This is a genomic window from Euzebya sp. (assembly GCF_964222135.1).
In the GTDB taxonomy this organism is placed as follows: domain Bacteria; phylum Actinomycetota; class Nitriliruptoria; order Euzebyales; family Euzebyaceae; genus Euzebya.
Window position 1 is genome coordinate 43,098 of sequence record NZ_CAXQBR010000099.1, and the last position, 16,609, is coordinate 59,706.

17 protein-coding genes are annotated in these 16,609 nt (G+C 75.7%); 8 read left to right on the forward strand and 9 right to left on the reverse strand.

The genetic code is table 11. From position 1 onward, the window contains the following. Positions 1-138 precede the first annotated feature (138 nt). The 4 genes from ACEQ2X_RS21970 to ACEQ2X_RS21985 form a co-directional block, all read right to left on the reverse strand. Positions 139-2,679 (reverse strand): ATP-dependent helicase, encoded by a 2,541-nt coding sequence (locus ACEQ2X_RS21970; protein WP_370328021.1) that lies wholly within the window; start codon positions 2,677-2,679, stop codon positions 139-141. Between the two features lie 128 nt (positions 2,680-2,807). Then, positions 2,808-3,857: a hypothetical protein gene (locus tag ACEQ2X_RS21975; RefSeq protein WP_370328022.1), complete on the reverse strand. Its 1,050-nt coding sequence runs from the start codon at positions 3,855-3,857 to the stop codon at positions 2,808-2,810. Positions 3,858-3,867: 10 nt separating this feature from the next. Then, a complete protein-coding gene (locus tag ACEQ2X_RS21980; protein WP_370328023.1) occupies positions 3,868-6,279 on the reverse strand; it encodes an AAA family ATPase in 2,412 nt (803 codons plus the stop codon). Beyond that, a complete protein-coding gene (locus tag ACEQ2X_RS21985) occupies positions 6,266-7,453 on the reverse strand; it encodes an exonuclease SbcCD subunit D (protein WP_370328024.1) in 1,188 nt (395 codons plus the stop codon). The genes ACEQ2X_RS21980 and ACEQ2X_RS21985 overlap by 14 nt, the downstream gene beginning before the upstream one ends. A gap of 46 nt (positions 7,454-7,499) precedes the next feature. Here ACEQ2X_RS21985 and ACEQ2X_RS21990 point away from each other — a divergent pair, with 46 nt between their 5' ends. From ACEQ2X_RS21990 to ACEQ2X_RS22000, 3 genes are read left to right on the forward strand one after another with little or no spacing between them, the layout of a single operon-like run. Then, positions 7,500-7,979 carry a cupin domain-containing protein gene (locus ACEQ2X_RS21990; RefSeq protein WP_370328025.1) on the forward strand — a complete coding sequence of 160 codons (480 nt, stop codon included), beginning with the start codon at positions 7,500-7,502 and terminating at the stop codon, positions 7,977-7,979. Between the two features lie 3 nt (positions 7,980-7,982). Beyond that, positions 7,983-8,804 carry a DUF1206 domain-containing protein gene (locus tag ACEQ2X_RS21995; RefSeq protein ID WP_370328026.1) on the forward strand — a complete coding sequence of 274 codons (822 nt, stop codon included), beginning with the start codon at positions 7,983-7,985 and terminating at the stop codon, positions 8,802-8,804. Between the two features lie 29 nt (positions 8,805-8,833). Then, a complete protein-coding gene (locus ACEQ2X_RS22000) occupies positions 8,834-9,379 on the forward strand; it encodes a hypothetical protein (RefSeq protein ID WP_370328027.1) in 546 nt (181 codons plus the stop codon). On the opposite strand, the gene ACEQ2X_RS22005 is transcribed toward ACEQ2X_RS22000, so the two are convergent. Together ACEQ2X_RS22005 and ACEQ2X_RS22010 are read right to left on the reverse strand one after the other, a co-directional pair. Then, positions 9,367-9,708: a hypothetical protein gene (locus tag ACEQ2X_RS22005; RefSeq protein ID WP_370328028.1), complete on the reverse strand. Its 342-nt coding sequence runs from the start codon at positions 9,706-9,708 to the stop codon at positions 9,367-9,369. The two genes, ACEQ2X_RS22000 and ACEQ2X_RS22005, sit on opposite strands and share 13 nt — an antisense overlap. 102 nt (positions 9,709-9,810) lie before the next feature. After that, on the reverse strand, positions 9,811-10,905 hold the full coding sequence (locus ACEQ2X_RS22010; RefSeq protein ID WP_370328029.1) for an NAD(P)/FAD-dependent oxidoreductase: 1,095 nt from the start codon (positions 10,903-10,905) through the stop codon (positions 9,811-9,813). Positions 10,906-11,014: 109 nt separating this feature from the next. Here ACEQ2X_RS22010 and ACEQ2X_RS22015 point away from each other — a divergent pair, with 109 nt between their 5' ends. Together ACEQ2X_RS22015 and ACEQ2X_RS22020 are read left to right on the forward strand one after the other, a co-directional pair. Further along, complete coding sequence (locus ACEQ2X_RS22015; protein ID WP_370328030.1) at positions 11,015-11,320, forward strand: DUF1905 domain-containing protein; 306 nt, start codon at positions 11,015-11,017, stop codon at positions 11,318-11,320. A gap of 288 nt (positions 11,321-11,608) precedes the next feature. Next, positions 11,609-12,403: a hypothetical protein gene (locus tag ACEQ2X_RS22020; RefSeq protein ID WP_370328031.1), complete on the forward strand. Its 795-nt coding sequence runs from the start codon at positions 11,609-11,611 to the stop codon at positions 12,401-12,403. On the opposite strand, the gene ACEQ2X_RS22025 is transcribed toward ACEQ2X_RS22020, so the two are convergent. Next, entirely contained in the window at positions 12,375-12,800 is a 426-nt protein-coding gene (locus tag ACEQ2X_RS22025; protein WP_370328032.1) for a hypothetical protein, read from the reverse strand. The genes ACEQ2X_RS22020 and ACEQ2X_RS22025 overlap by 29 nt on opposite strands. Before the next feature lie 147 nt (positions 12,801-12,947). Here ACEQ2X_RS22025 and ACEQ2X_RS22030 point away from each other — a divergent pair, with 147 nt between their 5' ends. Then, on the forward strand, positions 12,948-13,493 hold the full coding sequence (locus ACEQ2X_RS22030) for a hypothetical protein (RefSeq protein WP_370328033.1): 546 nt from the start codon (positions 12,948-12,950) through the stop codon (positions 13,491-13,493). Continuing rightward, positions 13,490-13,924 (forward strand): hypothetical protein, encoded by a 435-nt coding sequence (locus ACEQ2X_RS22035; protein WP_370328034.1) that lies wholly within the window; start codon positions 13,490-13,492, stop codon positions 13,922-13,924. The genes ACEQ2X_RS22030 and ACEQ2X_RS22035 overlap by 4 nt, the downstream gene beginning before the upstream one ends. 23 nt (positions 13,925-13,947) lie before the next feature. Here ACEQ2X_RS22035 and ACEQ2X_RS22040 read toward each other — a convergent pair whose 3' ends face one another. Continuing rightward, positions 13,948-14,289, reverse strand: coding sequence for an iron chaperone (locus tag ACEQ2X_RS22040; RefSeq protein ID WP_370328035.1), 342 nt, complete (start codon positions 14,287-14,289; stop codon positions 13,948-13,950). A gap of 138 nt (positions 14,290-14,427) precedes the next feature. Then, on the reverse strand, positions 14,428-14,970 hold the full coding sequence (locus ACEQ2X_RS22045; RefSeq protein ID WP_370328036.1) for a helix-turn-helix domain-containing protein: 543 nt from the start codon (positions 14,968-14,970) through the stop codon (positions 14,428-14,430). Between the two features lie 50 nt (positions 14,971-15,020). Here ACEQ2X_RS22045 and ACEQ2X_RS22050 point away from each other — a divergent pair, with 50 nt between their 5' ends. Further along, positions 15,021-16,574, forward strand: a complete 1,554-nt coding sequence (locus ACEQ2X_RS22050; protein ID WP_370328037.1) for an FAD-dependent oxidoreductase — start codon at positions 15,021-15,023, stop codon at positions 16,572-16,574. Positions 16,575-16,609: the final 35 nt, after the last annotated feature.

Here is a 16,609-nt window from a genome sequence, read left to right on the forward strand (position 1 = left end):
GAGCCGTCCGATCGGGACGGCCTCCGTGACACCCAAGACGGTACGGAACGGCCACCTCGGTGTCTGTCGGGGGCCTCCCGCACATGTCCCCGTCAGGGTTGCCCCTGAGGTGCGGCGGAGGGTGGCCGACGGTGAGACCTACGGCTTGACGAGGGTGCCGAAGTCGCCGTCGACGCGGACCTCCGACCCGAAGCGGAGGCGCAGGAGGGACCCGTGGGCGGTGCGGACCAGCGCGCCGTCGTCGGTGACGGACTCGATCGTCCCCTCCAAGCCGCCGGAGGCCTTGACGACCAGCCCCTCCGCCGCGCGGAACCGGGTCGCCGCCGGTGGGGTCTTGGCACGACTCGACCGGGCCGGACGCGGTCCCCTGGCGGGAGGCGTCGCCGTGCGCGGGGGTGTCGGGCGCCCGGCGGTGGGGCGGGGGGCGGCGGTCGTGCCGACGAGCGTCGGCTCGCCGAGGACCTCGGCGACGAACCGGCTGGTCCCGGTCCGGGGGGCGACGACGGTCAGCTGCTGGCTGGCGCGGGTGATCGCCACGTGGAACACGCGTCGCTCCTCCTCGAGCGCGGGTGCGTTCGTGGCCAGCCGGTGGGGGCTGACCCCCTCGACCGTGCCGACGACCACCACGTGGGGCCACTCGAGGCCCTTGACGCTGTGGATCGTGGAGAGCGTCACGGCGGGACCGTCGACGGGGGGTTGGCGCACGACGCCGGTCAGGAACGGCCCGAACGCCGCCGGGTCGGGGCAGTGGTCGGCGACCTGGATGAGGGCGTCGAGGTCGTCGAGGTGGCTGGCCGCGATCTGGTCGCCGGCGGAGTGGTCGAGGGACGCCGCCGCCTCGCCCAGCCCGATCACGTCGGCGATGTAGCGCAGCACCTCGGTGGTGGGCTGACGGCGGGCGCGGGCGCGCAGGGAGTCGAGGTCCCGGGCGAGGTCGGCGAACGCCCGTCGCGCACGGCCGTCGAGCGTCTGGTCAGCCAGCCGGCGGAGCGCGTCCGGCGTCCACGTCCGGGGCCGCAGGGTGTCGCGGATCCTGCCGGCGATCGGGCGGAGCGGGCGGTGGAGGACCTCGGCGAGGTCCTCCCCGGACATCCGCTCGTCGGTCGCGAGGCGCAGGTAGGCGAGCGCAGCGCGGACGCCGGTGCGCTCGAGCAACCAGTCGCCGATCGGACTGCGGCAGGCGATGCCGCGGTTTGCGAGGTCCGCCTGGGTCCCGAGCAGGGCCACGCGGATGCGGGCCAGGACCGCCACGTCGTCGGGTTCCGCGCCCTGGGCGAGCGCTGCCGCGACCGCGGCCCCCGCGGCCGTCGCCTGCTCGGTCGTGTGGACGCGCTCGACGGCGATGGGGGTGTCAGCCGCGCCGGGTCCGGGGCGGATCTGCTTGGGCAGGCGGACCGCGTTGTGGTCGAGGAGCCGGACGGCGGCTGCCACCACCTCCGCGGGGCAGCGGTAGTTGACCGTCAGCGGGTGGTCCTCCGCGCCGGGGAAGAGCTGGTCGAAGTCGACCAGGTAGCGGGGGGTCGCACCGGCGTGGCCGTAGATCACCTGGTCGTCGTCGCCGACGCCGAAGCACTGCAGCTGCGGGCTCGCGAGCGTGCGGATGAACAGCAGGTAGGCCGGCGTCAGGTCCTGGAACTCGTCCACGAGCACCTGGCCGACCCGGGTCTGCTCGGCGTCGCGGACCCCCGGGTCGGCGAGCAGCAGCTCGATCGCGCGGTACACCATCTCGGGGAAGTCCACCGCCCCGCGGCGGCGCAGGTGCTCGCGGTACGCGCCGAACACGCGGGGCAGGTCGGCGACGTCGTCGCGCTCCTCCTCGACCACCTCGGGGGCCACCAGGGCGGTGCGGATCCGCTCGAGGGCGTCGATGTAGGGCTGCAGCGGGTCGACGTTCGCCCGCCGCGGGGGGTCGACGAGGCGGGACAGGATGGTGCGGACGTCGCGCTCCTCCAGCACCACCACGTCGCCGACGTGCCGGCGGAGCACCGCCAGGGCGTGGGAGTGCACCGTCGCCGCGCCAGCCCGTCCCGTGCCGCTGCGCCGGCGGAGCTCAGCAGCGGCCTTGGTGTTGTAGGCGAGCGCCAGGACGGCGTCGGGGGGGACGCCGCGGCCGACGACGAGCTCCCGGAGCCTGGCGGTCAGCACCCGCGTCTTCCCCGATCCCGCGGGCGCGGCGACCCGGACGGCACCGAGCGAGGCGTTCACGGCGGCGGCCTGGTCGGGGGCGAGCCCCTCGACCTCGGTGGCGGGGCGGCGACGGCGCTGGGGCGCCGCCCGTCCGCGTTCGGTGTCGTCGCGGTGGACGACGGCGAGCTCGGTGTCGACGGGCTCCCGCGGACCCCCGTCGACCCACGCGGGGGTGCCGTCGGCGAGGCGCACGTCGGCCGGGCCGCCGAGGCTCAGCCGCGGGTCGGCGCGGACCGCCTTGACCGCGTGCCACCAGGTCGGCCGGTCGCGCCAGTCGACGGTGTTGGCCCAGACCAGGTGGCGGAGCCGCTCGCGGGGGAACGCGAACGTGGCGGGGTGGGTGTGCACCGGCTCGGTCGACCGCTCCGGCGCCGTCAGCGCGGTGGGGTCGACGGCGAGCTCGACGACCACCGGCGTGCGGGCCACCCAGTGGCGGTGCAGGACGTCGATGGTCGCCTCTGGGGCCGCCAGGACCTGCGGGTCGACCGTCACCCGTGGCGCGGCAGCCAGTCGGTCGGGCGCCGGCTGCCCCGGGCGGACGACCGCACCCCGTCCGAGCGCCCGAGGACCCAGCCGGTCCGCAGACGACGCGTCGTCGGCGGCCCCCGTGGGCCGGGGGGTCACCCCGCGGCGACGCGCTGGCTGATGCCCGGTCGGGTGCTCCCGGGTTGGCTGATCGCGGCCTCGGACGCGAGGAGCGGCCGGATGATGGACGGGGCGCCCAGCAGGCGCCGGAGCTCGGCCTCGAGGCTGCGGATCGGCATCAGGTTCTGCGGCGCGCGCGGGTCGACGTGCGGTTCGGACGCATACGCCGGAAGGGTAGCCGCGACCCGGTCCGCGAAGGCGGTCGCCGCACCGATCGTCGTGCGGGGGCCGAGGGACAGCTCGATCCGGGCCACGCACGAGCCGGGGTCGGCGACGGCGGGCGGCAGCGGGTCGGAGAGGGCCAGGTAGAACGACACTTTCCGCCGCTGGGCGTCGGTGCCGAACAACGGCGTCCGCTCGCCGCGCCGCAGGGTGCGCTGCAGCGGACGGAGCGGCTCGGGCAGGTAGATCCGGTGTGCCCGCTTGGCCAGCCCGACGGCGGTGAGCGGCCGCGCCGAGGCGTGCAGCAGCCCGTCGTGGACCACCAGGGAGTCGGACTCGTCCTCGGCGATCTGGCCGACCGCGGCCTCCAGCCGGCGCCGGGCGAGGCCCAGCCGCTCCCGCAGCACCGCGGGGTCGCCGTCGCCGATCGACGGCAGGGGGGCATGCCCCTCGACGACGGTGTCGGGGGTCCGCGGCCGCCAGGTGAGGTTGCCGGCGATGATCGGCCCGAGGCTGCGGGCGTCGGAGAAGACCCCGCGCTCGATCACGATGCGCTCGAGCTCCGCCCCCCCGGGACGGGACGTGATGACCCCCGCGCCCCAGCTGGCCACGAGGCCGGGGAGGGGGTGGGGGCGGTCGGGATCGTCGATCCAGATGACCGCGTCCGAGCACTGCACCCCGTCGACGAAGCGCACCACCTCGAAGGGTGGGGTGTCGGGGTGGGGGCGGATGGCGGCCCAGTCGTGGGCGGGCGCCTCGATGGTCACGTCGACGGCGTCGACGTCCGGCTCGTCGGGGTCCGGTTCGCGCAGGTCGTACGGGAAGGCGTAGTCCGAGCGCCAGCTGTCCAATCGGAACCTCACCGCAGCCCCCTCATGCCTCGACCCGCTCGACGCGGCTGCCCGCCGCGGTCCGGCTGACCACGTAGCGGATGGGCATCCGGTCGGCCATGTCGGCGACGTGGGTGATGACCCCGACCGTCCGCTCGCCGGCGCCGAGCGTCTCGATCGCACCGGTCGCGATGTCGAGGGTCTCTGCGTCCAGCGCCCCGAAGCCCTCGTCGATGAACAGCGACTCGAGGGCCACCGGGCCGGTCGCCGCGGTCGCGATCTGCTCGGCCAGGCTGAGGGCCAGGGCCAGGGAGGCGAGGAACGTCTCGCCCCCGGAGAGGGTGCGGACGCTGCGCGTGGCGCCGGCGCTGGCCAGGTCGACCACCTGGATCGACCCGCGTCCGTCGAGGGACAGCTCGTAGCGACCGGACGACAGCGTCTGCAGCTGCGCGGAGGCGCCGAGGACCAGCGTCCGGGTCGCCTCGTCGAGCAGCCACTTCTGGAACTGGTCGGCGCGGAGCAGCTTCGCGAGCTCGCCCCCGACCGCGGCCTGCTCGCGTGCGTCCTCCTCCTCGGTGCGGAGGCCGGCGACCATCTCGGCGACCTGCCGCAGCCGGGTCACCTCGGCGTTCGCGTCGGCCCGGGCCTGGACGGCGCGGTCGCGCGGGTCGCCGCCGCCGGTGGGGACGTCGGCGGCGGCGCAGGCCTGCTCCATCCGGCTGCGCAGCTCGGTGCCCTCCGCCTGGACGGCGGTGACGGCCGCCGCCGCCTCCTCGGCACCGCGACGGGCTGCCGGGAGCGCCTCGGCCGCCCAGCCGTGGAGCCGCTCCCAGTCCGCGACCACCTCGCCGGACAGCGCCGGCGGGTCGAGCTCGGCCACGGCCAGGCGCATCCGGTCGAGCCGCTGGGACTGCCCGCCGGCCTGCTCGGTCAGCCGCTGTCTGGCCCTGGTGGCCTGCTGGAGGTCGTCGCGCGCCTGCCGGGCCTCGCGTCGCAGGCCGGCCAGCCGCTGGGTGTGCTGGCGGGCGGCGTGGAGCTCCGCCTCGGCCTCGGGCTTCCCGGGCTGGCCGGCGAGGGCCTCGAGGTGGGCGCTGTGGCGCTCGACGGCCCGGTCGCGGGTGGCGGTGGCGTCGGCCAGGTCGGTGCGGGCCCGCTCGAGGCGCGTCCGGGTCGCGGCCACGGCCTGGACGGCCTCGGTCACCGCCCGACCAGCCTGCTCGACGGCGGTGCGCCCCGCCTCGGCGTCGGTGGCGAAGGCCGGCGCGTCATCGGTCAGCGCGGTCGCGCACACGGGGCAGTCGTCGCCGGGGGCCAGCCCGTCGACGGCCTGCACGGCGGCGTGCTCGCGGTGCACACGTCCCTGCGCGGCGGTCGCCTCCGCCACACGCCCCTCCGCCTCGGCGAGCGCGGCGGCCAGCGACTCGATCTGGGTCCGCAGGGCGGGCAGCGCCGCCTCTGCCTGCTCCCGCGCCGCGGTCAGCTCGGCGGTGCGGTCGTGCGCGGCGATGGTCCGGCTCAGCTGGTCGAGGCGCTCGGGATCGGGGGCGCCGTCCTCGGCCTCAGCCAGCTGGGCGTCGGCGTCGGCGACCGCGCCCTGGGCCTTCTCGAGCACGCGGTCGGCCTCGGCCAGTTGGTCGGCGAGCGCGACGACCTCGGCCGGAGGGGCCTCGATCGCGGACAGCCGGGCGACGCGGTCGGCGGCCGCCGACGCGGCGGCGGAGGCCTCGCGGGAGCGATCGCGGATCTCGGCGAGCTGCTCGGTGTCCACCGTGAGGCGCTCGAGCAGCGTGTCGAGCGCGGCCGTCCGCTCGGCGAGGGCGGTGATCCGCTCGGCGCTGACGTCGCCGAGCTGAGCGATCTGGTGCGCGGTCTGCTGGGCCCGCTCGGACGCCGCGCGGGCGTGGGCGCCGGCCCGCTGCTTCACCCGGTCGTAGATGCCAGTGCCGAGCAGGCGGGCGAGCAGGCTCTGCCGGTCGCCCGGCTTGGCCTTCAGCACCTTCGCGAACTCGCCCTGGGGGAGGACGACGGCGCGGGTGAACTCGTCGAAGGAGAGGCCGAGCAGCGCCTCGACCTCGAGCGTCACGTCGTCGGCGGTGCCGGCCAGCGTGGTCAGGACGCGGCCGTCGTCGTCGAGGCGCTCGAGGGCGGCCTCGAGCGTCGACGCCCCGGTCTTGGTGCGGCGGATCGTGCGCACCGCGCGGTAGGGCTGGCGGCGGACGGTGAAGGTCAGGCCGACGGTGCACTCCGACGCCGTCGTGGAGATGGCCGGCGCGATCTCGTTGGCGTGCAGGCGGGGGATCCGACCGTAGAGCGCCAGGGTCAGCGCGTCGACGATGGAGGACTTCCCGGCCCCGGTGGGACCGACGAGCGCGAACAGCGATGCGTCGGTGAAGTCGACCACCACCCGGTCGGTGAACGACGTCAGGCCGCTGACGGTCAGCTCACGCGGACGCATCGACGACCTCCTCGACCCCGCCCTCGGCGGCGAGCTCCTCCTCGAGCAGGTCGGCGAAGAGGGTGCCGATCCGCTGGTCGGTGATCTGCCGCTCGGCGAGGAACGTGGCGAACAGCTCCTGCGGGGGCCGGCCGACCCGGTCGCCGACCGGCTGGCCGGTGGCGGTGTCGCGGTCGTCCAGGCGGACGTCGACGACCCCCTCCCCCAGGTGGTCGCGGACGGTGTCGGCGACCCCGGCGGGGACCGTGCCGGTCAGGAGGATGCGCAGCCACGGGTCGTCAGCGGGGGTCTCGAGCGCCATGACCTGGTCGAGGGACCCGCGGAGGGTGCGGAGCGGGCGGCCGGCGTCGAGTCCGACGGTGTCGACGACGGCGGGGCGGCCGGGCCGGAGCTCGACGATCGTGGCGCTGCAGGGCTTGTCGCTCTCGCCGAAGTCCATCATCAGCGGCGCGCCGGAGTAGTGGACCGGCGGGGCGCTGCCGACCTGCTGGGCGACGTGGAGGTGCCCGAGCGCGACGTAGTCGAGCTGCTGGGGGAACGCCCGCCCGTCGACGCAGTAGCGCTCGATCGTGTGGGCCTCCCGCTCCCCTCCTCCGCGGGTGCCCCCGAAGCACGTCACGTGGCCGACGAGGACGTTGAGCTCGTCCGGCGGCATGGCCTTGGTCAGGGCGGCGGCGAAGCGGGCGTAGAGGCCCGCGTAGGCAGCGCCGTACTCGGCGTCGCCGGAGTCGGGGTCGAGCAGGTCGACCGCCCGTACCGCCGAGCGGTGGTGGACGAACGGCAGCAGGCCGATGTTCGCGGGCGTGCCGTCCGCGGCCTCGATCCGCACCACCCCACCGTCCTCGGGACGGCGGACCTGCCCGACGGCGTGGATCGCGTTGGCGCTCAGCAGACCGCGGACCGCCTCGAGCCGCCGGCCGTTGTCGTGGTTGCCGGCCACGGTGACGACGGGGGCGACCTCGGCGAGGTCCGTGAGCGCCTGCCAGACGATCTGCTCGGCCTCCGGCGAGGGGGCCTGAACGTCGAACTGGTCGCCGGCGACGACGACGAGGTCCACGTCGGCGTCCCGCGCGACGGCGACGAGCTGCGCCAGGACCGCGCGGTGCTCGTCGGCACGGGACCGCCCGCGGATGGTGCGGCCGACGTGCCAGTCGGCGGTGTGCAGGACCTTCATGGGACACACGGTAGACACCGGGTGTGACAGACCGGAGGATCTGCCGATGAGCTACCCCGATCCCGTGTACACCGGCGACGGCGGCGAGGTCTCCGCCACCATCCGCCGGGCCGACGCCGAACCCGACCTCACCTACCCGACCGGCGTGCGCGTCCACTACCTGCGGACCGGCGCCTCCACGAACGGGTTGTTCGGCCTGTACCGCTGGGAGATGGGCCCGGAGTCCGGCGGGCCGGGACCCCACTTCCACCGGACGATCACCGAGTCGTTCTACGTCCTCGAGGGATCGGTGGAGATCTTCGACGGGGCTGACTGGGTGCCCGCTGGGCCGGGTGACTTCGCCCACGTACCCGAAGGTGGGATCCACGGCTTCCGGAACAGCTCGGGCGCGGCGGCGAGCATGTTGCTGCACTTCGCCCCGGGGGCCGGTCGCGAGGCCTACTTCGAGGGCATCGCGCGCCTGGCGGACATGGGCCACGACGAGATCCAGGCCTTCTTCGCCGCGCACGACAACCACTGGCTCTGAGGGGTGGCTGACGTCGACGACCGGCTGCCCGACGGGGTGCGGCCGCGGTGGCTCGAGGGGCTCGGCAGGTTCGGGAACGCGAGCCGCGGGATCCTGTTCCTGGTCATGGCCGGCCTGGTGCTCGGCGTCGCCCGAGGGGGCGGCGGGCAGGACGCCGGTGCCACGGGTGCCCTCCAGGAGGTCGCGGAGGCGCCCCTCGGCACGGTCGCGCTGCTCGTCGTCGCGCTCGGCTTCGCGGCCTACGCGGTCATCCGTGCGGTGCACGTGGTCGTTGTGGACGACGAGGCCGAGGGGCTGGCCCTGGTCGGCCGACGACTCGTCTTCGCGACGCACGCGGTCGCGTACGGGCTGCTGGCGGTGTACGCCGTCATGATCGCCCTGGGCATCGGCGGTGCGTCGTCGGGAGGGTCCGGGCAGACGACCTCGCGGGTGCTGTCATGGCCGGCGGGGACCTGGCTCGTCGGGGCGGTCGGCGTCGGCGTGCTGGCGACCGGGGTCGCGCTGGCCGTCGCCGGCGGACGTCGGGAGTTCGCCGGGGTGCTGCGCGACGACCTCACCGATCGGGTCAGACGCCCCCTGGTGGTCCTGGGCGCGGTCGGGCACGTCCTGCGGGGCGTGGCGTTCGCCCTTGTCGGGTGGTTCCTCCTGGTGACCGCGGTGACCCACGACCCGGACCAGGGCGGTGGGTTGGACCAGGCCCTGCGCGAGGTCGCCGAGGAACCCTTCGGCACCGCCGTGCTGATCGGGATCGCGGTGGGGTTCGCCGCCTACGGGCTGTTCTTCGTGGCCGTGCTCTGGGCGGGGCGGACCAGGGAGCCGGAGTAGGCTCCCGGCAGAGAGCACCAGGGGGAGCCATGGCAACGGTCGTCGTCGACGCACGGGACTTCGCGGACGGGGCGCTGCCGGCGGTGTGCGTCGTCACCGGCAGGCCGGCGGACACGTCGATGGAGCTCAGGGCCCGGCGGCCGAGCCCGCTGGGGGTGCTGCTGCTCGGCGGGCTGTTCGCGTTCCTGCTGGCCGGCGGCGCGCAGTCCCACGTGGACGGGGAGGTGCCGGTGCTCGACGCGGTCTACGAGGACCTGATCCGGCGCCTGCGCCGCGGGCGCACCGCGCTCGTCGGTGCGGGCTCGTGCGCGGTCGTCGCGGTGGTCGCCGTCCGCGTCGGGACGGGTGGCGGGGCGAGCAGCCTCGCGCAGGTCCTCGGGCTGGCCGGCGCGGTGCTGGCCGGCGGCGCCGCGGTCTGGCTCGTGTCGGTCGGCCTGCCGCGCTGGTGGCGCGGGCGGCGCCTGCTGGTCACCGCGGTGCTCCGGCGGGACGCGACCTGGATCGACCTCCGCGGGGTCCACCCCGCGTTCGCGCGCGCCGTCGACGCCGCTGACGCCGTCGATCAGCGCAGGTAGGCGATGAGCTCCCACACGAACAGGACGGCCAGCAGCCCGCCCGCGGTCAGCACCGCCGCCCAGGCGAGCGTCGAGGACTCGGGACCACCGGCGGGGTCCTCCCCGTCGGGCTCGGGCACGTCGTCACCCCCGAGGAGGACCCACGCGTCGGCCGCCTCCGACGACGGCACCTGCACCTCGGCACCGGGTGCGCCCAGCCCCGTCGCGATGCCCGCCGCGTCCTCGGACACGACCCGGCAGCGGATGTCGGCACCGCGCAGCACCGAGGCGCCGACCTCGGCCATCGCCCGGTTGGCGTAGGTCCCCACCGTCGTCCACCGCTCGACCACCGCGTCCCCCTTTATCCGGGTGCGAGGACGGACCCTAACCCCCAGGGGTGCGTCGGGTCCACGGCGCGCTCGTGGCCGTGGGGGTGACGGGTGTGGCAGGGATCAGGACGCACCCAGCCGCGCCTCCGGTCGGAGGTCGTCCGCCAACCCCTCCCCCGCAACCGCATCGGCCAGGGCCCGGCCGAGCCCGGGTGCCTGCTTGAAGAGGTTGTGGCCGGCCGGGACGAGGACGCCGTCGGCCTGCCACACGGCCAGCCCGTCGTCGCCCCAGGGCAGCCGGGTCACCCAGCAGTGCCGGACGTCGATCGGGTCGGGGTCCAGACCGGGCAGCGCCCGCCCGACGTAGCGAGCGGCGCGGTCGGCCAGGTCGGCGAGCTCGTCGGGGGCGAGCAGGCTCGCGTCGTCGCGGACCCCGGTGGTCTGGCTCAGGCCGACCGCGTAGGCACCGTGGCCGGGTACCGCCGCGGCGTAGACGCCGGTCTCGCCGAATGCCCCGCTCGAGTCCTGCAGGGTGGCCAGGACCGGCGGGGGCTCACCCTCGACGGCGAACGTCAGGCGCACGTGAGCGGCCTGCTCGACCGGCAGGGTCAGGCCCAGGTCGCGTACCAGCCGCGGGGTGTCCCGGCCGGCGCACACGACGACGTGCGGGTAGCGGTCGGTCCGGCCGCCGCTGCGCACCTCCACCTCCCCGTCGACGTGCCGCACCGAGAGGACCTCGTCGGCGACGAGCCGGTCGCCCAGGGACTCCGCGAGGGCCGTGATGACCGCGGTGGTGCGGATGGAGCCGCCGCGCTCGTCGAGCATCGCCGGCCCGTCGTAGCCGGCCAGCAGGGGGATGCGCGCCGCCAGCTCCCGCGCGTCGATCCGGCGGGCGTCGATCCCGGCGTCCTCGAGGAGCGGGAGGCGTTCCTCGACCGACGGGCCGATCGCCACCGCGCCGTCGTCGGACACCGCCTCGATCCCGAGCTGCGCGGCCCACTCGTCGTACACCTGCCGGCTGCGGGCGGCCGCGGCGACCATCCGGGGATCGTCGTGGGCGTGCCGGAAGATCCGCGACTGCCCGCCGGACTGCCCGTTCCCCGGCACCCCCTGCTCGTAGACCCGGACCTCGATGCCGCGCTCCCGCAGGGCGTGGGCGGTGGACAGGCCGACGATGCCCGCGCCGATGACGGCCACGGGAGGTTCGGGGGTGCGCATCCCCCGGTCCTGCCCACCGCGCACCTGCACCGAACCGCGCCGATGATCGGGGGGTGGTGGGATCGTCAGGACGGGTGCACGCTCGTGATCAGGCGCAGGAGGAGACGCGATGGGCAGCACCGACCCCACGTCAACGGGTCCCGGCCCCCTCGACCGGCGGTTCACCGCCACGTTGGAGAGGAGCACCGCGCCGGGGGGCTGGACCTACGTCATCATGGAGGGCTCCGCGGAGTACTTCGGCACCCGCGGTCTCGTGAAGGTCAGCGGGACGGTGGACGGGACGCCGTTCGAGTCGTCGTTCATGGCCCTCGGCGACGGCCGGCACAAGCTGCCCGTCAAGGCCGAGGTTCGTCGCACGATCGGCAAGGACGCCGGCGAGACCGTGGACATCCACCTGACCGAACGGCGGAGCTGACCGGAGGGGCTGACCGGAGGGGCTGACCGGGCCAGCGGACCGGGGCCGCGGACCGGGGCCGCGAACCGGGGCCGCGAACCGGGGGTCTGTCTCAAACGTTCTCGACAGCGGAACGGACCTGACAGACCTCGGTCGTGACGGGCCGTCCCGGCCACAGGTCCGTCGCCTTCGTTGCGCCCGTCGGAACGAAGGTGACAGCCCTCCATGTGCGGCTGGGCGTCGCACACTCATGACCCTCCGGCGATCGACGCCGTCAAGGGCCCTCCCCGACGGCGTACGCTCGACCGCATGGGTGGAGGGGGTGCGCGCGGCAGGGGTGGGGCGTGGCTGGTCCTCGTCCTCGTCGCCGCGGCGTGCGCGGGCGGGACCGACCGGACCGCCGTGGGTCCGTCGATCGCCGCCACCGAGGACTGCGCCGCGGCCGCACGTCAGCAGGTCGACGACGTGCTCGCGGCCTTCGAGGACCGGGACCCCGGGACCCTCGAGCAGCTGTCGGCGCTGACCGCCGTCGAGGACTGCCCGGCCTTCGACGCCGAGGCGGCTGCCGCCGCGCTGGACGCCGAGGCGAGGCAGCTGCTCCCCGGCATCGAGGCCGAGGACGGATCGATCCACCCGGACGTCTACGTCCGCCTCACCGCCCTGGCGATGGTGGCGTCGGCGCTCCGCCCGTCCCCGCGCTACGACGTCCCCGACGGCTTCCCACCCGAGCTCCCCGTCGCCGAGGGGGCCGAGCTGGTCGAGGTGACCCGCGACGTCGGCGGGATGTCGGCCCGCTGGGAGGTCGCGGCCGACCGCGGCTACGAGGCGGTGGCGGACGTCTACGCCGACGGCCTCCAGCAGGGGGTGCCCGGTCGCTGGTCGGTCAGCGGGTCGTCCGGGGGCGTCATGGCGGATGGTGGCACCGCCGTCTCCGGCGACCAGGCCTGGGAGGTGACGGGGTACGGGTACGCGGGGACCGTGCGCGTGCGCATGGCCGAGGGCGCCGACGTCATCACGGTCGAGGCGACCCTGGCGCCGGCGCCGGACCCGGCGGCAGAGCCCGGGGCCCCGTCCGCTACTCCGGCGGCCCCTCGACGTGGGTGAGCGGGATCGCGTGGGCGCGCGCCACGCGACGGGGCAGGTCCATCGCCAACCAGCGGGACGGGCCGGCCGGAAGGGTCGACAGGATGATCTCGTCGAAGGGGTCGTCCGCCTGCTCGCGGAGCACGTCGCCGATCACGTCGACGGGGCGGGCCGGACGGGTCTCCCCCGTCACCTCCTCCGCACCGAGCTCCTCCACCCTCGCCATGGCCTTCTCGAGCCGCTCCCGGGCGGCGGCGGTGTCGGTGTCCTCGTCGTGGGCGCCCCACCCGGTGACCGGTGGCGTCGCGGGGACGAGGAGGTGGAAGCGCGCCGAACCGGCGGCCACGCGCTGCTCGAGGACCTCCCTGAGCGCCTGCCCGCCGAGGGTCAGGTTGGCGACGACGAGGTGTCTGGGCATCGGGACCTCCCGGGCTCGCGCGACGGCGGCCGAGCGGCGCCCGGCCACCTGCGGCTCACCCTACGCCCCCGCCCGGCCCACGTCGATGCGCGCGATCCCGCGCACGATCACTCACACGAGGTGGCAGACGAGCAGTAGCCTGCCGCGATGCGGCGCGGCGGACGGTCAGGGGTGGGGTGGATCCTGGTGTGCGTCGCGGTGGCCGGCTGCCAGATCGGCACGATCAGCCCGGCCCGACTCGACGCGATCGTGCACGAGCGCGGCGGGGGCTTCGACCAGAGCGTCGTGGCCCTGGCCGTCGACCTGGCCGTTGACGACCCCGCCACCCTCGTCCACCGCGTCGTGGCCGACCCCGCAGCAGGCAGGGTCGAGGTGGTCGTCCGGGACCCCGAGGACCCCAGGGTGCTCCGGACCACCCTGGTGCGGGACGGGGCGGTCGAGTCGTCCACCACCGCCGCGGGCGCCGGTCCCGCCGTCCGCCCAGCCGCGCTGCCCCTCGACCGGCTCGACGCGATGGTCGACCTCGCCCTCGACCGCGTCCCGGCCGGAACCGCCGCCGTGGCCCGTGTGGCGGTCATCGCGGGGGAGGGGTCGTCGACGGCGGTGGAGGTGCGGCTGGACGGGACCCCGTCCGACGCGGTGGCGCGCTTCGACGGTGACGGCGCGCTGCTGGCCTTCGAGGACCTCCCGTGACGGCGCCCGGGGTCCCGGGACCAGGTCCCGTCGTCCGGTCCAACCCGCTTGTGCTGGTCGCGATCCTGCTGTTCGCGTCGGTCCTCCTCACCGGCTCGCTCACGTGGAACCTGTGGCCTGGCGAGGCGCGGCTGACCGCCCCGCTGCTGTGCCCCGACGACCGGCCCGACGCCCTGGTGGTCGCCCGCCACGAGCGGGTGGTCAGCGCCACCGCGACCGATCTGACGATGGTGTGCGTCGGCCCGCGGGGGCAGGTGACCGATGTGGGGTTCCTGCTGCCGACGCTGGTCCTGTGGGTCGCCCACGCGGTGGCGATGGGCGCGGTCCTGCTCCTCGGCATCGGTGCGCTCGTGCTCCGGTCGCGGGTGGCGCGACGCCGCCGGCGAGATCGGCTGGGACCGCCCGCCACGGCGCCCCCTCCCCCGGCCTGACGCACGGTCAGCTTCACGCCGGGTCAGTCGCCGGCGATCTCCTCCATGCGCCGCTGGACCAGCGTCGTCACCGCGTCGAGGGGCACGGGGCGGTCCGGGGTGAACCGGAGCGTGCCCTTGGACAGCCGGAAGCCCTCCAGCTGCGGGCGGACGGCGTCGACGGCCGCCGGGCTGAACGGGTACAACGACAGGTGCGTCGCCGTGGCGTTGAACCCGAGCAGCGGCTTGTCGTGCCAGATGAAGGCGGCCAGGCCGTAGCTCCGGCCCTCCTCGGCCTCGGGCACCAGCGCGGCCACGTGGTCGATGATCATCGCGACCGCGCGGGAGGAGTCCGCGTCCAGGTCGCCAAGGAACTCCTCGAACACCGTGCCTCCTCGTCGGTGGCTCCAGCGCGGCGCCGGCCGTGCGGCGCTGACGTCAGGAGGATACGCGCGGGATCGACGCGAGGACGGCCGCCAGGTCCGCCGACGTCGAGGGTCCCCCGCCCGCGCGCGACCCCTCGGTCAGGTCCGGTGTGCTCCGGGCTCGAAGCGGGAGAGGACCTCGGCCTCGCCGCCGAACCCCCCGATCGAGTGCGGCTCGCTGGTGGCGAACTGCGCGGTCTGGCCGGGCTCGACGACGAGGCGCCGCTCGCCGACCCGCAACCGGACGCGACCGCGGAGGACGTGGAACCACTCGGTGCCGGGGTGGACCGACGTGTGGGTCGACTCACCGCGGGGCGGCACCGTGATGCGCATCAGGGCACGCCCGTCGTCCTCGACGCGGAGGACGATCCCGGTCATGCCGTCGGACAGCTCGACCTGGGGGGTCGGCATCAGGATCCGGTCCTCGCGCGCCGCGTCGGCGAGGACCGCTGCCGGGGTGGTGCCGAGCGCCTCGCTGATCCGCTCGAGCGCGTCGACGGTGAGCCGTCGATCTCCCCCCTCGATGCGGCTGAGCGTCGACGCGGAGATCCCCGTCTCCGCGGACAGCTCCGACAGCGACTTGCCGGCGGACTGCCGGGCGCGGGCGAGCGCCAGGCGGGTGCGATCCTCGAGCTTTGCCATAGTGGCAACGATGATGCCGCAAGGGCGACGCGATCGCTACCGTCGTCGCCATGGACGTCGCAGGAGAGGAGCCAGGGGTGCAGCAGGATGAGGAGTTCGAGGTGGTGGTCGTGGGCGCCGGCTTCGCGGGGTTGGCCGCCGCGCAGGTCCTGGGGCGGGCGCAGCGCCGGGTGCTGCTGATCGGCAGCGGCCCGACCCGCAACGCCGAGGCCGCGCACGCCCACAACGTGCTGACGCGCGACGGCACCCCGCCGGCGGAGCTGCTGGCGCTGGGCCGCGCGGAGGTCGAGTCGCTCCCGCGGGTCGCCACCGCCGACCTGCACGTGGACGCGGTCGCCCGCGGCCACGACGGGCGGTGGGTCGTCCGGGCTGGGGACCGCGTGGTCCACGCCGAGGTCGTGGTGATCGCGACCGGTGCGCGCGACACCCTCCCCGAGGTCGAGGGGCTGTCCGCGATCTGGGGCCGGCGGGCGCACACCTGCCCGTTCTGCGACGGCGCGGACTACGCCGGGCGGCGGCTGCTCGTGATCGCGGAGGGCGAGGGGGCGGTGCACAAGCGCGCCATGCTGTCGGGGTGGACCGAGGACCTGGTGATCGCCGCGCCGGGTGACGTGCGGTCGCTCATGGAGCGCGGCGGCGACGTCGTCGCCCGCCTGGCCGACGGGACCGAGGTCGCCGTCGACGGCGTGGTCGGCGGCGCCGTGCCGGTCCCGCGCCTCGCCGCCGTGCCCGGGCGCGGGCGCGCGCACCGCGGGCCGTGCCGCGCCGTCGACGGCGCGGGGCGGACCAGCGAGCCCGACCTCTGGGCGGTGGGCGACTGCGCGTGGCGCGACGGCGCGGCCGGGCCGGGCGGCCAGGTGGTCGTGGCCATGGCCGCCGGCGTGCGGGCTGCCGCCGCGATCACCTTGGAGCGCCTGGGCGTCGACGTACCCCCACCGCCGGCCGTGACCCGCCCCGAGTCGACGCCGGCGGACGACCTGCGGGACTTCTGGGAGCGCCGTTACTGCGAGCGCGAGCGGATCTGGAGCGCGAAGCCGAACCAGCGGCTCGTCGACGAGGTCGCCGACCTGACGCCCGGGACCGCGCTCGAGCTGGGCTGCGGGGAGGGCGCCGACGCGATCTGGCTGGCCGAGCGTGGCTGGCAGGTGACCGCGGTGGACGTGTCCGCGACGGCCCTCGCCCGGGCGGAGGCGGCCGCGTCCGAACGCGGGGTGGCCGACCGCATCGACGTCATCCGGGCGGACCTCGGCACCGGCCTCCCGGAGGGCGCATACGACCTGGTCACCGCGTCCTACCTGCTCTCGCCCGTCACGATCCCGCGGAGGGAGATCATGCGGGCGGCCGCGCGGGCGGTCCGGCCGGGCGGGTCGCTCGTCGTGCTCAGCCACCTCGGCTTCCCCCCGGGTCACACCCCGCCGGCCGCGCACGAGCCCGGCCACGACGTGGTCTTCCTGACCGCCGAGGAGGAGCTCGCCGAGCTGGACCTCGACCCGGAGGGGTGGGACGTCGTGGTCGCCGAGCCCTTCGACCGACCGTTCTCCTGGCCCGACGGCACCTCGGGCATGCGGACCGACACGGTCGTGCACGTCCGCCGGCGCCGCTGACGGTGTGTCGGGGGGGCGGGCGGGGGGGGGGGGGG